The sequence below is a fragment of the Arthrobacter sp. HMSC08H08 genome, assembly GCF_001807575.1.
In the GTDB taxonomy this organism is placed as follows: Bacteria; Actinomycetota; Actinomycetes; order Actinomycetales; family Micrococcaceae; genus Pseudoglutamicibacter; species Pseudoglutamicibacter albus.
Genome location: NZ_KV789402.1, coordinates 52,130 through 67,797 on the forward strand (window position 1 = coordinate 52,130; position 15,668 = coordinate 67,797).

Below are 15,668 nucleotides of genomic sequence, written 5' to 3' on the forward strand. Positions count from 1 at the left end.
TATAGCTCATGGGGGAGATCGAAAGCATGACGCGCACACTAGCGAGGTCTACCGTTGCACCGGCGCCCGTCGCTACACCGGGCTCTGCCGTCGGCGCATCGGCCTCTGCCGTCGGTGCATCGGCCTCTGCCGTCGGTGCACAGCGCCTTGCCGTCGCATTAGGTGCGGTGGCGTTCACGCTGTTGCTGCTCATCGCCTCGATCTTTGGTGCGCCAGCCGCGCACGCTCATGACCGTTTGATTGACTCCACCCCTGCCAGCCAAGAGGCACTTGATCAGGCTCCACAGAACATCACACTTGAGTTCTCGGGGCGCCCCATGGATTTGGGCACCATGATCATGGTGGTGGACGCCGAACAGAAAAACCACGCTGAAGGCCTTGACGCGAAGATCAAGGACTTCAAAGTCACCCAGCCCTTGGACGGGAAACTTCCGGATGGACACTACGAAATCCGGTGGCGTGTGGTTTCTGAGGATGGACACCCCATCTCAGGGACTATCCCGTTTTCCGTAGGTGATGTCACTGACGCGCCCAAGGTTCCTGCCCTTGACGGTAAGGACGTCGATAGCGGCAGTATCTATGACGGTGCTGCCGAAGCCTCAGCTAGCGCTGATTCCGAAAAGGATTCAGGTGTCCCTGTCTGGGTTATCGCGGCCGCCGGCGCAGGCGTTGTGATAGCGGGTCTGGCCGTCTGGTATTTCGCCAGCCGAGGCCAAAAAACTAACTGAGGCACAACTTTCGTAAAGGACCATCATGAACCGTCGTATTTCCGCCGCAATCGCATTGAGTGCAGCCGCCCTTCTCGGCTTGTCCGCATGCTCGGGTGAGACGAAGAAGGAAGAGACCAAGCAGGAGGCCTCGCAGGAAGCGCTCGTAGCCAAGGACGCTTGGGTCAAGGCGGCCTCTGAAGGCATGACCGCCGCATTCGGCGTCATCGAGAACAAGACTGATAAAGACGTCACTATCGAGTCCGCAACCAGCGAGTACGCGAAGAAGGTAGAGCTGCACGAGGTCATCGACACCCCGGATGGCAGCAAGAAGATGCAGGAGAAGGAAGGCGGCTTCGTTGTTCCTGCGCACAAGAGCATCACTCTCGAGCCAGGCGCTGACCACCTGATGTTCATGGGCTTGTCCAAGGAGATCAAGCCGGGTGACACGATCAAGATCACCCTCAAGACCACCGATGGCGAAAGCTTCGACATCGAAGCCCCAGCCAAGGAGTTCACCGGCGCCAACGAAAACTACGATGACGACCACGCCGGCCACGGTAGCGACGGCGACCACGGCCACGGCGACCATGATCACGGTGACAAGGAAGACAAGAAGGACAAGTAAGTTCCTTCCTGCTTACGCATCGGCGTCGACAGAAAGGATGAGGCACGTATGACCCACGCGGAACAAGACGACCAGAAAGGTCGGGGTGGCTTATCACGCCGCTCATTGCTCTTCGGGGGTGCCGCGACCGTAGCGGGAGCTGCGGCCGTTGTCGGCGTCGATGCGTTCGCAAGCAATCGAGAAGATCAGGCGAGGCAAGAAGCTCTCGCGGATGCTGACGTCATCCAAGGCGTCAAGAAGCTACCGTTCTATGGCAAACACCAAGCCGGCATCGAGATGTACCCGCAGGCGCATCAGACTCTGGTGGGGTTGACGCTGAAGAAGGCAGCGGACCGCGAAGGTCTCCACCGGATGCTGAATATTCTTACCGACGATGCGTCCCGGCTTACACAAGGTGACGGTGCGTTGGCGGATACGGAGCCGGAGCTCGCGTTCTATCCCTCGCGGCTCACTGTGACGTTCGGTTTCGGCTCTGAGATGGTCAAGCGGATCAACCCTGACCCGAAGGTCATGCCGGACTGGCTCAAGCCGCTGCCGAAATACAAACGTGACACCCTGAAACCGGAGTGGACTGGCGGGGACTTCCTGATTCAGGTGGCAGCGGATGATCCGGTGACGGTCGCTCACGCAACCCGCATGTTGCTCAAGGACTCGCGACATTTTATGGATGTCGCGTGGGTTCAGCAGGGTTTCCGTCGCGCCTATGGTTCACAGAAAGACACTCACACGCAGCGCAACCTTTTCGGGCAGCTGGACGGCACCGTGAATATGGGGCCGGAGACGGATGATTTCGCTTCCGTCGTGTGGGAAGGGCCTAAGGAGAATCCTGCCTGGCTTGATGGTGGGACGAGCCTGGTGATCCGCCGCATCGAGATGATGCTGGATAAATGGGACCGCCTGGACCGCGATGGTCGCGAAGCCTCCGTGGGCCGCCGCATGGCTTCCGGTGCACCGTTGACGGGCCAGAAGGAACACGACGAACCGGACTTTGAGGCCAACAACGCGGCAGGGTTCCCGGTGATCGCGGACTTCGCGCACATCCGCCGTGCACGCTCGGACAACCCGCACGAGCGGATCTTCCGCCGCGTCTATAACTACGACGTGCACCCCACCGGGACTGACGTCTCAGATTCCGGGTTGATTTTCACCGCGTTCCAGCACAACCCTGTGACCCAGTACGCGCCGCTACAGAAGCGGCTTGATGAGCTTGATCTGCTCAACGAGTGGATCACCCACATCGGTTCGGCCGTGTTCGCGATCCCGCCAGGATGCAAGGACGGCGGGTTCATCGGCGAAACCCTCTTCGCGTAACTGTCTTCAGCCCGCTGCTGCAGCGCACAGCGCGGCTAGGCCGCCGCTCTTGTGGCGTTGGTTCTAGCTGTGAGCCGTTGCGCACGTGCGAGCATGCCGGCGTCACCAAGTTGCGTACCCATCGTGGTGAGAGCCCCAGCGAGTGCGGTGGGGCTCGTGGCTTTGGCCGAGGCGTCATCGGCAGCTAGCTCAACCAGCAGGAGTGAGGCGCGGCGCAGCTCGCGGCCGGCCCGCAACGCGCCGAGGGCAACCGAGTTCACGTGAGCGATGCGTAGCGCGAGCCCGTGGCGTTGGGTGAGGTGGGCGTGTTCGTGCGCGATGACCGCGTCGAGTTCCGTGTCTGTGAGGGCTTCGCGCAGGCCGGAGGAGATGAACACGGTCGCGTGTTTGAGAGGTACTGCGCACGCGAGCAGTTCGGCGGCGTGGAAGAGGATGAGTTCATAGTCGCGGTGGTGGATGCGTTGATAGCTCGCGGATTCCAGATGCGAGACGGTGGATTTCTGGATCTCCACGAGTGGTTCGTTCGCGGTGTAGATCAGCGCGGTGACCGCCCCGAGCGCGAGCAGGCCGACCCACGCCAGCATCGAGAGCGTGAGTGATTCCAGCCCGGTTTCCGCTTTAGGGGTGGCGACGGCGGTGGTTGCGCTCAAGATGAGGCCGAGCAGAGTCAACCCAAGACCGGTGAAGAACGCGCCGAACCACAGAGTAAGGGCGAGCCTCGGGCGGCGAACATGCCAGTGGCCTTTGGTGAGCACGATGGGCGCTACAAAAGCGAGCGCTGTTGCGGTGCCGAAGCACGTGAGAACCCACCAGAGCATAGTCGCAGTATGTCAGGAAGCGGCGTTACTTCTTGGAGCTGAACGCTTCGTTAAGCAGGGCGACGTCTGCGGCATCGAGGTTACCGGCGAAGGCGAGCAGGGCCGCCTTGCGGTCATTGGCTTGGCCGAGGGCTGCGAGCATTCCGTGGCTCGCGGCGTCTTCATCGCTACGGACAGCCTGGAAGGTTGTCTTGCGTGGAGAGGGACCGCCCCGGGTGACTTCGCCTTTCTTCTCTAAGCGGGCGAGCACCGTCATCAGCGTCGTGTATGCCGGCGTGGGTTCGTCGAAGGCGTCTTGCAGCTGGCGGGCGCTCATGGGGGAGCTGTTCTCCCGCAGAAGGTCTAGGACTTCGCGTTCCAGCTGGCCGCGTTCGCGAATCGGCGTCACGGTTGGGTCACCTCCTTGCTGAAGTTATGGGGAATTATCCCTGATCGATCCTATATAACACTACAAGATGTGGCATCGGATGTCGCGTTGGTTCTTGTGGCTGTGACAGTGACTTAGGTTGTTGGTGGGTAGGCTGGTTTCATGACCTTTCAGCGTGTCCAGCAGGTTCGTGTTGCCGTCCCTCGTGAGGCCGTGTGGGGTGCCTTGATGACCCCGGATGTGTGGCCCGTGGTGGACGATGCGATTCAGCGTTGCGCGCCGGTGGCTGAGGATGGCACGGTTCTGGACGATGTGGCCGCGGGTGAGACCGGTGACCTGACGGTGGGGCAGCGGATCATGGTGGTTCCTCGCGCGGTGGCGCGGGGCACGGTGCACGCGTTGACGGCGCCGCCTGCGCGGGTTGTTGAGATGCATGAGGGTCTGCGTTTCGCGTGGCAGCAGGATCAACCTGGCGGGTTCACGAAGGTCACGTGGTCGCTGATTGATTCCGCGGATGGTCGCGGGACCGTGGTTGAGCGGCGGATCGAGGCTGAGGGGCCTCTCGGGTCAGCGGCTGGTGGGGCGGCTTTCGGTGGCTTGCTGGATAGTGATCTATCCAAGGTTGGTGCGCGTCTTTTCGAGATGCTCGCGGAGCCTGCCGATCACAATGCCTCACGTGAGTTGCCGCTGGTTGTGATCGCAGGCGGCACGGGGTTCTTGGGCAACAGGCTTGCCCACACGTTGATGTCGCGGGGCCGCCGCGTGGTGGTTTTGAGCCGTTCGCGGCGTACTGGGGGTTTGGTTCCGCGGCGCCAGTGGGATGGCGTGAGCGTTGGGGAGTGGGCGGAGGTTTTCGCTGACCCTGCCGGGGTTTCGGTTGTGAACATGGTGGGGCCGCGCATGTTCAAGAAAGCGACGGCCGCGAAGATGGCGGAACTTCGCGTGGCCAGACTGACGGCGGCGCGTGCGCTGGCTCAGGCGGCGCAGAAGGCGAGGCGCGTGACGGGGTGGGTTCACGCATCGGCCCTTGCCTTGACTACCGATGTGGATGCCCCGGCATATACCGCGCAGACCGCGCCGGACTGGGCGCCGGAAGCGGTACCGGGGATGGCCGCGTTGTTGCGTGAGTGGGAGAACGATGCACCTGAAAATGCCGTGGTGGTGCGGACCGCGCCCGTTCTGGGTTCCGGGATGCCGGGGCTTGCAGGGTTGAAGGCTGTTGCGGCCTCGCATGTGCGGCCGAGCGTGGACCCGTGGCTGTCCTGGATTCACGTGGAGGACTGGGCGCGGATTGTTGTGCATGCGCTGCTCATGCAGGAAGAGCAGACGGCCGATGCTGGTGCTCTCCAAGCGTTGAATGACCGGGTTGTGGTGGCGGCGGCTCCGGAGCCGATCAGGCTTTCGGAAGCGCTGCGGCTACTTGGTTCCGAGCCTGGTGGGGGTGTTCGGTTGCCGGTTCCGGCTGGTGTGATGCGTGCCGCTGGCGGGTTGGCGGGGCTTGAGCCGGGGCTTCTGTTGCATGGTGTGAAGGCGGAAACGAACGCGGTTGAGGTGGTGGGGCCTGTGTTCGAGTATCCAGACTTCGAGCGGGCCGCGGCGACCTTCCGCTAAGGGAAGGTCACCGGGCCCGCCCAGAGTGTGCTGCCTAGCCGCGGCTAGATGGCGTCGGTACCGGTTGTGTCTGGCCCACCCTTTGGCCGGGTTCGCTTGAGCTCGTAGAAGGAAGGCACAGGCGCGAGCTTTTCAAGCCCGTCCCACAGGTCGAGGCCTTCTTCGCGGCTCGGCAGGGCGTTGGTGACTGGTCCGAAGTATCCCTGTGGTTCCGAGCCGTCCTTCGTGAAGAGAACGATTGGTACGCCGACGTCGTTGCCGACCGCATCGAGCGCTGCTTGCTGTTCGGCTTCGAGGTAAGCGTCCCAGGAGTCATCGTCCGCGGCGTCGGCGAGGGACGCGTCGAGCCCGTGGTCCGCCAGGACGGTGGCGATGAGGGTGTCATCCATGTTGCTGTTTTGGGTGTGGTAGGCGCGGCCGAATGCGGTGTAGAGCTCGCCGGCGTCGGCACCGTTCTTTTCGGCGGCGGCGATGACGCGCAGTACGCGGTGGCCGGCGATGTGCCCGCGGCCGTTGTGGTCAGCGGTGCCGTTGCCGAGTTCGTCGTTTTTGATGGCGAGTGAGAAGGGGCGCCAGGTGACGGTGATGTCGCGGTCTTCTTGGACGCGGACGAGCCAGCGGCTGGTGACCCAGCAGAAGGGGCAGCAGGGGTCGTAGTAGAAGTCAACGGTGGTGCTCATGACGCTCCTTCGGTTGGGGCCTTAGGTAGGTGCTTGCATATGAGGCAAGCTCATGTGTTTTAACCGGTTCCGGGACCGGGTTTATTCCTTAGCGGCATGAGTCCTGCGGCTGGGTTCGCTGTGGGTTGAAAACGCAATCTACGCACCTACGGAGGAGTTAACTTACAAGTGTAAAGTAGCCCTCGCAAAGGAGCGGATGATGTCGGAATCTAACAACGCAGCTGAATTCACAACTGTCACAGTTCTGGGTGGAGGCGTGCTGGGATCGCAGATCGCGATGCAGGCCGCTTACCACGGTAAAGACGTCATTATTTACGATCCGTTCCAGGAGTCAATCGACAAGCTGCCAGCCCGCTGGGCGTGGATGCGCAAGGGGTATAGCGAGGACCTGGCCGACTTCACGGATGAGAAGTTCGAGGAAGCTGTAGCGCGCATCAAGACAACAACTGACCTCGAAGAGGCGGTTTCCGACGTCGACATCATCATCGAGGCTGTCCCGGAGAACCTTGAGCTCAAGCGCGAAACCTGGACTAAGGTCGGCAAGCTGGCTGATGAACGGACCGTGTTGGCGACCAACACGTCGTCTTTGTTGCCGTCGCTGTTTGCTGACTCGACGGGCGCTCCGGAGCGTTTCGTCGCGATCCATTATGCGAACCGGATCTGGAAGCAGAACCTCGCGGAGGTCATGGAGACCCCGAAGACGGAGCAGGCCTTCGTTGAGAAGGCGCTGACCTATGCCAAGGAGACCGGCATGGTTCCCGCTCATGTGAAGAAGGAAACCCCTGGTTACTTCCTGAACTCGTTGCTGATCCCATGGCTCAACGCAGGTAGCGATCTGTACATGAACGGCGTGGGTACCCCTGAGGACATCGATAACGCGTGGAACCTCGGAACGGGCTTTGCACGCGGCCCGTTCGAGGTGTACGACGTGGTTGGTTTCCACGTGGCTTCCAACATCGCAAGCACGTCCGAGGATGAGACCCGCCAGCGTTTCGGTAAAAAACTCAAGGAAGCGATCGATGCCGGGTTCAGCGGTATCGCAGATGGCAAGGGCTTCTACATCTATGACGAGAACGGCAAGCCGGTAGGCCCGAACGAGTTCTTCACTGAGTGAGGCACATGGCTGGTGTCTCAGTGGTGGCTGAGTCGGTGTAGCTTCGGTTGTGTAGGCGGGGCGGCGTAGACGTCCAGTTCACCACCCCAGCTTGGTCACCGTGAACTAGGTAGGCGGAAGGCCCCGGGAGCGAAACGATCCCGGGGCCTTTGCAGTGCGGTAGGTGCTGCAGCTAGATGAGGCTCAACGCTAGTGTGGCGCAGGATAGCGCGAGCATTCCTAAGCAGTTGATCCAGAAGGCTGAGCCTGTTGCTTTCGCGCGGATGTGGGCTATGGCTGCGCAGAGGAAGTAGGCGATCACGCCGCTGTTTGCGGCGAAAGCTAGTCCTGGCATCCAGATCCCTGCGATGAGCCCGGCTGTTGCAAGCGCCTTGATGACGAGTAGGGACCACCACCATTCTTCGGGAAAGCGGACGCCGTGGAGGCAGTTGCGGATGAACTGGACTGGCCGGATTGATAGCGCAATGTCGATGAGGAGGACTGCTGCTAAGAGTGCTGGTGGTAACCATGATGAGGGAATCAGGATCATGAGTTGCTTCCTGTTGGTGGGCAGATTGCGGTGAAGACTTTGCGTAGCTGGGTGAGGAGGTCGGTGCCGGACTGCTCGGTGGTGGATGCCCAGATGAATAGGTTGCCGATGTAGGCAGAATGAAGGGCTTCGGCCCGCCCGCGTGTGTCTGCCGGGTTTGTGCACCCGTGGGCGGTGATGAGTTGTTCGAACACTGTGATTAGTCGGCGTGCGAGGTCGGTGAAGACGACGGAGGTGTGGCGCCCGCTCACCAGGATCGATGCGTAGGTGCGGGCGAGGTCGCGGCGTTCCTCGAAGAGAGTGACGAACGGCTCCACGATGGCCACAGCACTGTCTCCGCACGGTTTGTTGGGATCTAAGACGGGGGTGTCGATGCGCTGTTGGCGTTGATCGATGAGGTCATCGAAGAGCTCAACGAGGAGGGCTTCTTTGTCCCCGGCGGCCATGACGGTGCCGACGCTCACGCCGGCTTCTTGCGCGATGTCGCGAACTGTCGTGGATGTGAACCTGCGCTCGCCGAATAGGCGACTTGCAGCTTCCAACACGGCGCGACGGGTTGCGTGCCTTGTTTCTGTCCGAATGCGGGCCACGGAAACCTCCTGAACGTGTTCGCTGAACACGTTCAGTCTAGACTTGGTGGCGGCTCGAATGTAAGTGGTGGCGTGGTGAGTGTTCGCGTTGAGGTCGCTCCCGACCTGCTCCAGTGGGCTGTCGAAAGGGCCGGATGGGATGTTGAAACTGTTGAACGGCGCGCCCCTAAACTAGATGCCTGGATCTCTGGCACTGACCAGCCGACACTAAAACAGCTTGAGAAATTCACTAGCGCCACGCACACCCCATTCGGGTTGCTGTTCCTCCCTGAGCCACCCAGGGAAGAAGTACCTATCCCAGATATGCGCACCATCGGGAATGTTGCCGTCCCGCAACCATCGGCTGATCTGCTGGACACGATCTACATGTGTCAGGCTCGACAGGACTGGTACCGAGCCTACGCACAAGAGTGCGGAATGGTTGCGCCCGAGTTTGTCGGATCCGTAACCACGGATACGTCCCCGGAGTTAGTGGCGGATGAGATGCGCCGTTTGCTGGAGCTCGGCTTGTCCCGAAGAGAAGAGTTTTCCAGCTGGGAAGAGGCCCGTCGAAACCTGATTGATCGCATCGAAAGCATCGGTGTTTTGGTAATGATCAATGGGATCGTAGGGGCGAACACTCACCGGAAGCTCAACCCTGAGGAATTTCGGGGGTTCGCACTGTCTGACCCACTTGTGCCACTGATTTTCGTTAACGGCGCTGATTCGAAGGCAGCGCAGATCTTCACTCTGATCCACGAGCTCGCTCATGTGTGGTTGGGGAGAAGCGCGCTCTCCGACGCGGCGTTGACTGCCCGCACTGACCAAGCTGAGGAACTGTGGTGCAATCAAGTTGCGGCAGAAGTGCTGGTTCCCTTTGATGCTTTGCGTAGGGATTATCTAGGTGAGGCGACCCTTGAGGAGCTGGAACGTCTCGCAGGGAAGTATCGAGTCAGCACCCTCGTGGTTCTCAGACGCATGTTCGATGCTGGCCTCCTGACATGGGATGGCTACCGTCAGCGTTATGAGGAAGAGCAGAACCGCGTGATGAAGATTCTGGCCGAGAAACATGGTGGGTCGGGTGGCGGCAATTATTACAAAACGCAACCGCTCCGGCTAAGCCGCCGGTTCGCTCGGGCTGTAATCGCTAGCGCCTATGAAGGAAACACTACCTTTCGGGACGCTTACAGGTTGCTCGGAACTAAAAAGCACGAGACATTTGAGAATCTGGCTATCGAGCTGCAGGTGGCATGATGTATCTACTTGACGCTGGGCGGAGTAACTTCCATAGGTCTACGAACGAAAGCATAAGCGCACGGTTACCCATGAACGTTCTCAACCTGACTCTCGGAAGAGAGTATTGATTCCGGACGCTTGCACAGGAAAAGGCGTTAATAGGCTGGATATTTTCCGGCTGCTCCGCCAAACCGGGGCCCAATTCCACTTGTAGTAGCGTCAGCTAAAGCCATGCAACAGTCCGTTTTCCGCGCTATTTTTCTTCGATATCGCGAGGCTTGCCTAGCCCAAGCTAGCTGTAAGGGCTTGTCGAAGGGAAGCGTTGGGAAGATGTAGCGAAAGCTCCACGACGCGACCTTTATGCCTCCGCGCAAGCTCGCGAAGGATGCTGCTTTTGCCGACACCGTAAGGCCCGGAAAGAGCGATGTTGCGGATTTCATCGTTCTTAAGCGCGTTCTCAAGCTCCGCAACGTAGCCGCCATGCTCATCTTCAATGTATTCAGGCGTAAGCGGCACCAGGTTCCATTTCGCTTCGCTCACCAAACCCTCCGTCGCTACCAGACTTCCCGCATTCAACAGCCGAACCTTGGCGGGCGCGGAAAGGTGGATGCCACTAGTCATACGAACGGAGGTGAGCTGCTGAGATTTGCTCTCATGCTAAGTGATAACTGTGCACAGACAGTACGTCTTGTCCGGTCCCTCGGACCCGAAATCGAATCGGGGCGCTCGCTAGGGGTCTGGGCTAGTGTGGCAAGGGTCGAACAATGACAGAAAGGTCACCATGTTCTCCCTCTTCAAGAAAATATTCAGCAACACAAAACATGATGAGCAAGAGCATGTCGCGCTTGAAACGCCCGACACCGCACCGCCGGTCCCGGTGCCCGAATTCGACTACACCGCGCGAGTCCCCGACGGGTGGATCCTATACGTTGACGGCGGCGATTACGAGACGGTGCCGGTTACGTCTTACGGGCAGATCAGGTGGGCGCTGGAAGAACTTCAGGAACTCGTGAGAGAGGCCGAGACGGCTTTCCTCATCATCAGCAATGACGCTATCCCAAACAGTTGCGCCCAAACTCTTTGCTTCAAGCCAGATAAGCGCGGACCAGACCAGGGCATACACTTCTACCGAAATGAGGTACAGGTCACTGGTGAAGGCTGCTACATCTACGGGAAACCCATAAAAAAGGGGAAAGTTTTTTTGGATCCTAAAATCGATGACACCGCTCTTATCTTTTGCACCTTCATCCGAGATGGCGGCAAACTCCCCGAGTTTCCACATTTAGCGCACTTCTACGAGAAGTACTAAACCGCGCTCCGTGTGCATCCAAAAGCCCACGCCCGCCCCACACCGGAACCTGAGCGGAGCCGCGGCCACCACTTGGCGAAACTTCAGGAAACATCGGTAGCCTTGTTAAAAGGTTGGATCACGTCGCGGCGCATAACACCGCCGCCGTCTAGGGAGGTTCAGATGACGTTCGTCAACATCACGGCACTCACATACCCCGAAGGGGCCGAAGCCGAGATCGAGCAGCGTTTCGCTGCACGGAAGAAAGCTGTGGACACCGCTGAAGGCTTCCAAGGATTTGAACTGTTGCGTCCGCAGATCGGGGAGGACCGCTACTTTGTTGTGACCCGCTGGGAAACCCGCGAGCACTTCCAAGCATGGCTGGATGCACGCCCGGCCCGCGATCACGGCGACGATGAGCAGCGCGGCATGAGCGTGGAACTCCTCGGCTTCGACGTCGTCCCGTTCAACGACTAGCAGTGACTCGACGCGGGAGAACTTGGATGTAGGAACCAGAGCGGCTGGGTGATTTCGCTTTCTCCGGATTATGGGGAGCACGAGCATCGAATCTGAAAGCAGTTTCGAAACAAGTCCAAGGCTCGTGCGGGAACGCGGCACGGAGCAGGTCTCTAGTATGGAGCCGCAAAACTCTAGACCATTGCGCAACATACAGTAAAAGTACTTCCTATCCTGTGGCTAGCCCGATCAATCTGGATACGTCCTGTTGGGTTGCGTTTTCCTGGGTGTAGGCCGCCGTCTTCGAGAAGGCCCCTGTCGTGAATGTTCGGTATTTAGCCTGCTTTCATGAACCTGCTGTCGTGCAGAGCCGCATTTCACACTGCTCAAGGATATTAGTATTTCGTGAGACCTTCCCTAGCCCGCCAAAAAGCGGCCGAACTACTTGAGTAATAGTGCTCTAAAGAGGTAAGTTTCTGATTCTTTCGGGTGACTGGTACCAATGGTCACTTACATCGGAATCGTCACTGTGAGGAAGTGGTGCCGCAGTGCGTACCTTAAAGGTTGTAGGGATGCTCACTGATGTACCGAAAACCAGTGCAAACTGCTTGGGGAGTGATGCCAGGCGGTTGAGCACGGACTCGGAGATAAAGGGTGTCATACGGCGGATATGCTGTAGATCTTCGGGGTTCTGGATACGATGGATGACATAGTTTGAGCACTGTGAAAGCACGGTTCCTGACAGCTCGCTGGGTCTCTGCGAAGAAAGCATGAGGAACAGTCCGTACTTTCTTCCTTCCTTCGCGACGCGTTCGAAAATACGCGTTGCTTCGAGTGTGCTGGCGCCTACGCTTCGGCGAGGGACGTAGCGGTGGGCCTCCTCCAGTATCAAATTAACGGGAAAAGAATTTCGTGTGGTGCTATGTCGAAGACGGTCGAAAATTAGGCGCGTTACAACTGAAGAAACAACCTCTACGACTTCGTCGTCAACTGCGCTTAAATCTAGAACGTAGACCTGCGCCTGCTTTTTGCAGAACGTCGCATGACGCTCGATGCCGAGGATGCTGTCAGTAAATGACTCCGCAGTGACTTCACCAATGTCTCGAACGAAATGGTCGTGGCACAAGAAGGAAAACTCGTCTCGTGCTCCGAGCGATTTGACACGAGTAAGTAGTGTCGAACAGTTGTCACGCACTCGACGGTTGCCGTGACTTTCTTCGTAAAGAATTGCCAGGTCTAGTGCGGTTATGAGATCCGAGAAACGGAAGGGGTGGTTCTTGTACGAGGGCATCTCGGCCTCCGGCAGTTGGAGGGCCTTCAATGTATGCTCAACTTCCTGCAGTCCCTGCGTTTTAAAACTGCCGTAATGTACCTTCAGATTTGAAGTTATGAGAGAGGTGATTTTTTCGGGCAACGGGTATACATTAAGAAGTCCACGAATACGTGAATTTGCTGCAGTCGCGTTCTCGCTGTCCATTAGTAGAAACAGCAAACAAGAAGCAAGAATATGATTGCGTAGTGTCGCGAATTCAGATTCATGGTTTTTGGCCGCAAATAAGGACGTGAGCCCTAGCGCGGTGCGTAGTATTGGGCGCTGGACTCTGTCGCTAGCTTGGAGAAGGAGTTCCCATTCTTCAAGATTTAGTAACCAGTGGGGCAGAACGAAGTCTTTAAGTTGCTCCCGTTCGTCATAGGGGTCGGCAGGGTAAAACGTTGATGGCTGCACGAAGTCGATTCGTGCGCATGTACGTTGAATTGGTGCCGGTAGTTCGGATACAGCACGTCGATATTCCCCGTTAGTGTCGAAGAGCACGAACGTGCTTCCCCCCGCTGGTTCTAGACCAACCTTTCCAAGTGCTTCCTGCAGGAAACTAGATATCGTACAAGACTTTCCACTACCTGTGTTACCTAAAATAGCTGAATGAGCTCCGAAGAATTCGTTGATTCGAATCTTCACATCATAGTCACTAAAAATTGCAGACGTCCCAATGGTAAGCGTATTTAGTTTCGTCGCGGGCGGTGACGTGTTAGCAATAGCGACCTCTTGGTTTGCAACATCTAAAATACGGTCTAGATCTCTGTTCTCGACGTGTAGGACATCTGCGTACAGAGGCGGGAACTCGGATACTCCGAATGAGAAACCATGATCTTCTTCGAAAGGAAGGATGCCCAGCGGCGCTAATGTCAGTTGTCGAGAGGATGCATATGACACGTCGTCAAGGGACTTTAAGGCGCTGGATATGGTTGATGCCTCGGGCTTTTCTTGAAGTCCCGTAACTTCGGCAACTACATAAGCGTTGGTTAAGGGGATGAGAACAAGTGACCCAATCCTTGCTACATAATGTTGACCGTCAAAGCCAACGAGGGTGTAACCGTCAGCGCTCTCAGCCATCTCTACGCGAAAACGTTCAGCAGTTACCTCGATAATTGTTCCTAGTCTGCGGCGCCGAGAATCACTTGTGGCCATACTTCTAGTCTTTCTTGATGCTAGCGAACATGTCCATCACACTCTCGATGGCACTTTCGGCGGGATCGAGATCTCCTGCGGGCATGATGTCTTCAACGAACTCCTTGAAGTAGTGTGCCTTCCAGGAAGCATTTGAGTTCTCAGTTCCGATGATCCACACACGCGGGTCGTTGAGCTCTTGAAGCATTTTGACAGGTCTGCTGGTGGTGCTCGTGTCGTCCTCCGGTTTAGCGAAAACTACGAGACGAAATGTCGGAATCGTGAGCGCCTGGTAAATGATGTTGTTAACATGCTCGTCACCGAAACCGTAACCGATGGTTACCAAAACGCTTTGTTCTTGAACGACTTTGGTCTGAAACTCGCGGAAGATATCGGAGTAAGGAGCAGCGAAACTGGCATTTTGCTTTGCTGGCGTAGGGTAAATCAGCATCGCCTTTCCATCTGCGCTCTCACTGATCGGGCGTTCTTCGACGGGGAATAATCCGTCATCCACCGCATGCCAGTTGAGTGACCCATGAAGCTTGAGGAAATAGACCAGATTGTCGAGCGAGGTCCATTTTTGTGATGTCAAGTCAAGGCGTTGAGCGATGGTGTAACGGAACGATGCAGGGTTGAAACGTTTCTCGATCGAACCAAGGAACCCGTTGATGTGTGGAACGCCGATTCGATCCATTGCAATTTCATTGAACAGGTCATAGTTGGTGGTGGCAACAGTGGGACGGGGAAGTGAGCGTGAGCGTTGCGATAGTTTCCGATAGAACGTTTGGTAAAGCTTCAGTATGCTTGTCGCGGAAGGTTTCTCTTGCCCCTCAACACATGTCTCGAAAACGTATCTCTTGATCGAATCGATCGCAGAATCGACGTCCTTCTTGGCGTCGATGAGTGAAGGTCTGTCTGTTTGAGCAAGAGCAAATTGGAAGCCGAAGAGAACTTCCATGAGGCGTTCAAGATTCCATGCGTAGGCCTCGTTGGTGAGGTCAATGCCTAAATTGTTTGAGAGGGATTTCTTGATGTCGGCTGTGAGCCCGTATCGATTAGCGACGTTTACATTATTCTTGGCGAGTAGACCTTGGGCCATTGGGGCCATTGTGGGGATGCCTTTTTCTTCATTATTTTCCGTTACCTGAGAGGAGCAGCCTGATCCAAAGAGAAACGTCAAGTTCTTTGAAGAAAGTACTTCGTTGAAGTCGTTTTTGACGATATCCAGCGGTGAGCGATTTGAAGCATCACATGTGTCGCTATCATAGCGTTTTCCTCCTTTGAGGAAAGTGAGATCAGGCTCCGGTGCTTCGTCTGTCATCTTGTCCCTCGGCTATGTTACGGATGCCCCAGTGTAGCGGTGGCTTCAGGTTGCGGATCCTCATTTCAGGATAGCCGGTAATCATCCTAAGAAGCTACAGCTTCGTACCTCGTTGTATCGGGGCGGTTCGACTCGTTTAGAGCTACATGTCGGTGCATATGTGTCTCGCCTAAATCTGTCCGCGGCCGCCATCGCTCATTGTGTGCGGTCGCGGACAGCCTCGTTAATGCGCCGTTCCAAACCAACCGGATCATCAACGGAAAGAATGAGGCGGCTGTACTCAAACGTCGGGTCCAGTTCGATCACGAGCACGTCCGATGCGCCCGTCACGTTCCAATAGTGGCGTTCCCCGTCCTTGCGGTACGTCGCCGACACCTTCTTACCCAGCGTATTCAGCCCCGGCGAGCGGAACCCCTTCGGTTCCGTCACCACACCCGGGTCGAATGTAGCCCCGCGAACAACTGCCAGCGGCACACGGATTTCCCTCTTGAATGACCACATCTTGTCTAGGCCGCGCGGGGTGACGATGAGCTCCCCGTCCTGAATTTCAACCTTGTTGCGAGCCATGCGTTTCTCCTTCTTCAAAA

17 protein-coding genes and 1 pseudogene are annotated in these 15,668 nt (G+C 57.4%); 9 read left to right on the forward strand and 9 right to left on the reverse strand.

What is annotated here, in order from left to right:
• Positions 1 to 26: 26 nt before the first annotated feature.
• Genes HMPREF3175_RS07645 through HMPREF3175_RS07655 form a run of 3 tightly spaced genes read left to right on the forward strand, consistent with a single transcriptional unit; the run spans position 27 to position 2,646 of the window.
• Complete coding sequence (locus tag HMPREF3175_RS07645; RefSeq protein ID WP_176745146.1) at positions 27 to 728, forward strand: copper resistance CopC family protein; 702 nt, start codon at positions 27 to 29, stop codon at positions 726 to 728.
• Positions 729 to 753: 25 nt separating this feature from the next.
• Positions 754 to 1,335 carry a copper chaperone PCu(A)C gene (locus HMPREF3175_RS07650; protein WP_070491640.1) on the forward strand — a complete coding sequence of 194 codons (582 nt, stop codon included), beginning with the start codon at positions 754 to 756 and terminating at the stop codon, positions 1,333 to 1,335.
• 48 nt (positions 1,336 to 1,383) lie between these two features.
• Positions 1,384 to 2,646 carry a Dyp-type peroxidase gene (locus HMPREF3175_RS07655; protein ID WP_070491642.1) on the forward strand — a complete coding sequence of 421 codons (1,263 nt, stop codon included), beginning with the start codon at positions 1,384 to 1,386 and terminating at the stop codon, positions 2,644 to 2,646.
• A 35-nt stretch (positions 2,647 to 2,681) separates the two neighbouring features.
• On the opposite strand, the gene HMPREF3175_RS07660 is transcribed toward HMPREF3175_RS07655, so the two are convergent.
• Positions 2,682 to 3,464 (reverse strand): M56 family metallopeptidase, encoded by a 783-nt coding sequence (locus HMPREF3175_RS07660; protein WP_070491644.1) that lies wholly within the window; start codon positions 3,462 to 3,464, stop codon positions 2,682 to 2,684.
• 25 nt (positions 3,465 to 3,489) lie between these two features.
• Positions 3,490 to 3,852, reverse strand: a complete 363-nt coding sequence (locus HMPREF3175_RS07665; protein ID WP_052048480.1) for a BlaI/MecI/CopY family transcriptional regulator — start codon at positions 3,850 to 3,852, stop codon at positions 3,490 to 3,492.
• Between the two features lie 141 nt (positions 3,853 to 3,993).
• On the opposite strand from HMPREF3175_RS07665, the gene HMPREF3175_RS07670 reads away from it, so the two are divergent.
• Positions 3,994 to 5,442 (forward strand): NAD-dependent epimerase/dehydratase family protein, encoded by a 1,449-nt coding sequence (locus HMPREF3175_RS07670; RefSeq protein WP_070491646.1) that lies wholly within the window; start codon positions 3,994 to 3,996, stop codon positions 5,440 to 5,442.
• A gap of 44 nt (positions 5,443 to 5,486) precedes the next feature.
• Here the strand turns inward: HMPREF3175_RS07670 and HMPREF3175_RS07675 are convergent, their stop codons facing one another.
• Positions 5,487 to 6,122, reverse strand: coding sequence for a DsbA family protein (locus HMPREF3175_RS07675; RefSeq protein ID WP_070491648.1), 636 nt, complete (start codon positions 6,120 to 6,122; stop codon positions 5,487 to 5,489).
• 199 nt (positions 6,123 to 6,321) lie between these two features.
• Here HMPREF3175_RS07675 and HMPREF3175_RS07680 point away from each other — a divergent pair, with 199 nt between their 5' ends.
• Entirely contained in the window at positions 6,322 to 7,236 is a 915-nt protein-coding gene (locus HMPREF3175_RS07680; RefSeq protein WP_070491650.1) for a 3-hydroxyacyl-CoA dehydrogenase, read from the forward strand.
• Positions 7,237 to 7,408: 172 nt separating this feature from the next.
• Here HMPREF3175_RS07680 and HMPREF3175_RS07685 read toward each other — a convergent pair whose 3' ends face one another.
• Positions 7,409 to 7,765 (reverse strand): DoxX family protein, encoded by a 357-nt coding sequence (locus tag HMPREF3175_RS07685; protein WP_035756348.1) that lies wholly within the window; start codon positions 7,763 to 7,765, stop codon positions 7,409 to 7,411.
• Positions 7,762 to 8,355, reverse strand: coding sequence for a TetR/AcrR family transcriptional regulator (locus HMPREF3175_RS07690; RefSeq protein WP_070491749.1), 594 nt, complete (start codon positions 8,353 to 8,355; stop codon positions 7,762 to 7,764). Before HMPREF3175_RS07690 ends, HMPREF3175_RS07685 begins: the two co-directional genes overlap by 4 nt.
• Before the next feature lie 75 nt (positions 8,356 to 8,430).
• Here HMPREF3175_RS07690 and HMPREF3175_RS07695 point away from each other — a divergent pair, with 75 nt between their 5' ends.
• A complete protein-coding gene (locus HMPREF3175_RS07695; protein WP_070491652.1) occupies positions 8,431 to 9,588 on the forward strand; it encodes an ImmA/IrrE family metallo-endopeptidase in 1,158 nt (385 codons plus the stop codon).
• Positions 9,589 to 9,658: 70 nt separating this feature from the next.
• Positions 9,659 to 9,784: pseudogene (locus HMPREF3175_RS10000) on the forward strand (DUF4411 domain-containing protein); the annotation flags it as partial.
• Between the two features lie 68 nt (positions 9,785 to 9,852).
• Here HMPREF3175_RS10000 and HMPREF3175_RS07700 read toward each other — a convergent pair.
• Positions 9,853 to 10,110 (reverse strand): YobI family P-loop NTPase, encoded by a 258-nt coding sequence (locus HMPREF3175_RS07700; protein ID WP_218078898.1) that lies wholly within the window; start codon positions 10,108 to 10,110, stop codon positions 9,853 to 9,855.
• A gap of 241 nt (positions 10,111 to 10,351) precedes the next feature.
• Here HMPREF3175_RS07700 and HMPREF3175_RS07705 point away from each other — a divergent pair, with 241 nt between their 5' ends.
• Positions 10,352 to 10,879, forward strand: coding sequence for a hypothetical protein (locus tag HMPREF3175_RS07705; RefSeq protein ID WP_035756350.1), 528 nt, complete (start codon positions 10,352 to 10,354; stop codon positions 10,877 to 10,879).
• 162 nt (positions 10,880 to 11,041) lie between these two features.
• Complete coding sequence (locus tag HMPREF3175_RS07710) at positions 11,042 to 11,335, forward strand: antibiotic biosynthesis monooxygenase family protein (RefSeq protein ID WP_035756352.1); 294 nt, start codon at positions 11,042 to 11,044, stop codon at positions 11,333 to 11,335.
• A gap of 439 nt (positions 11,336 to 11,774) precedes the next feature.
• On the opposite strand, the gene HMPREF3175_RS07715 is transcribed toward HMPREF3175_RS07710, so the two are convergent.
• The 3 genes from HMPREF3175_RS07715 to HMPREF3175_RS07725 all read right to left on the reverse strand — a co-directional run bounded on the left by HMPREF3175_RS07715 (position 11,775) and on the right by HMPREF3175_RS07725 (position 15,648).
• Entirely contained in the window at positions 11,775 to 13,781 is a 2,007-nt protein-coding gene (locus HMPREF3175_RS07715) for an ATP-binding protein (protein WP_070491656.1), read from the reverse strand.
• Positions 13,782 to 13,785: 4 nt separating this feature from the next.
• Positions 13,786 to 15,081 carry an SIR2 family protein gene (locus tag HMPREF3175_RS07720; RefSeq protein ID WP_035756355.1) on the reverse strand — a complete coding sequence of 432 codons (1,296 nt, stop codon included), beginning with the start codon at positions 15,079 to 15,081 and terminating at the stop codon, positions 13,786 to 13,788.
• A 195-nt stretch (positions 15,082 to 15,276) separates the two neighbouring features.
• The gene (locus HMPREF3175_RS07725; RefSeq protein WP_035756356.1) at positions 15,277 to 15,648 is read right to left on the reverse strand and encodes a hypothetical protein; all 372 of its coding nucleotides are present in this window, start codon (positions 15,646 to 15,648) and stop codon (positions 15,277 to 15,279) included.
• Between the last annotated feature and the right edge of the window lie 20 nt (positions 15,649 to 15,668).

What these genes read in the sequence shown, in the direction of transcription:
- HMPREF3175_RS07675 (WP_070491648.1), bottom strand. Translation starts at nt 6,122, where the DNA reads ATGAGCACCACCGTTGACTTCTACTACGACCCCTGCTGCCCCTTCTGC.
- HMPREF3175_RS07725 (WP_035756356.1), bottom strand. Translation starts at nt 15,648, where the DNA reads ATGGCTCGCAACAAGGTTGAAATTCAGGACGGGGAGCTCATCGTCACC.
- HMPREF3175_RS07705 (WP_035756350.1), top strand. Translation starts at nt 10,352, where the DNA reads ATGTTCTCCCTCTTCAAGAAAATATTCAGCAACACAAAACATGATGAG.
- HMPREF3175_RS07680 (WP_070491650.1), top strand. Translation starts at nt 6,322, where the DNA reads ATGTCGGAATCTAACAACGCAGCTGAATTCACAACTGTCACAGTTCTG.
- HMPREF3175_RS07655 (WP_070491642.1), top strand. Translation starts at nt 1,384, where the DNA reads ATGACCCACGCGGAACAAGACGACCAGAAAGGTCGGGGTGGCTTATCA.
- HMPREF3175_RS07645 (WP_176745146.1), top strand. Translation starts at nt 27, where the DNA reads ATGACGCGCACACTAGCGAGGTCTACCGTTGCACCGGCGCCCGTCGCT.
- HMPREF3175_RS07720 (WP_035756355.1), bottom strand. Translation starts at nt 15,081, where the DNA reads ATGACAGACGAAGCACCGGAGCCTGATCTCACTTTCCTCAAAGGAGGA.
- HMPREF3175_RS07715 (WP_070491656.1), bottom strand. Translation starts at nt 13,781, where the DNA reads ATGGCCACAAGTGATTCTCGGCGCCGCAGACTAGGAACAATTATCGAG.
- HMPREF3175_RS07650 (WP_070491640.1), top strand. Translation starts at nt 754, where the DNA reads ATGAACCGTCGTATTTCCGCCGCAATCGCATTGAGTGCAGCCGCCCTT.
- HMPREF3175_RS07670 (WP_070491646.1), top strand. Translation starts at nt 3,994, where the DNA reads ATGACCTTTCAGCGTGTCCAGCAGGTTCGTGTTGCCGTCCCTCGTGAG.
- HMPREF3175_RS07710 (WP_035756352.1), top strand. Translation starts at nt 11,042, where the DNA reads ATGACGTTCGTCAACATCACGGCACTCACATACCCCGAAGGGGCCGAA.
- HMPREF3175_RS07660 (WP_070491644.1), bottom strand. Translation starts at nt 3,464, where the DNA reads ATGCTCTGGTGGGTTCTCACGTGCTTCGGCACCGCAACAGCGCTCGCT.
- HMPREF3175_RS07685 (WP_035756348.1), bottom strand. Translation starts at nt 7,765, where the DNA reads ATGATCCTGATTCCCTCATCATGGTTACCACCAGCACTCTTAGCAGCA.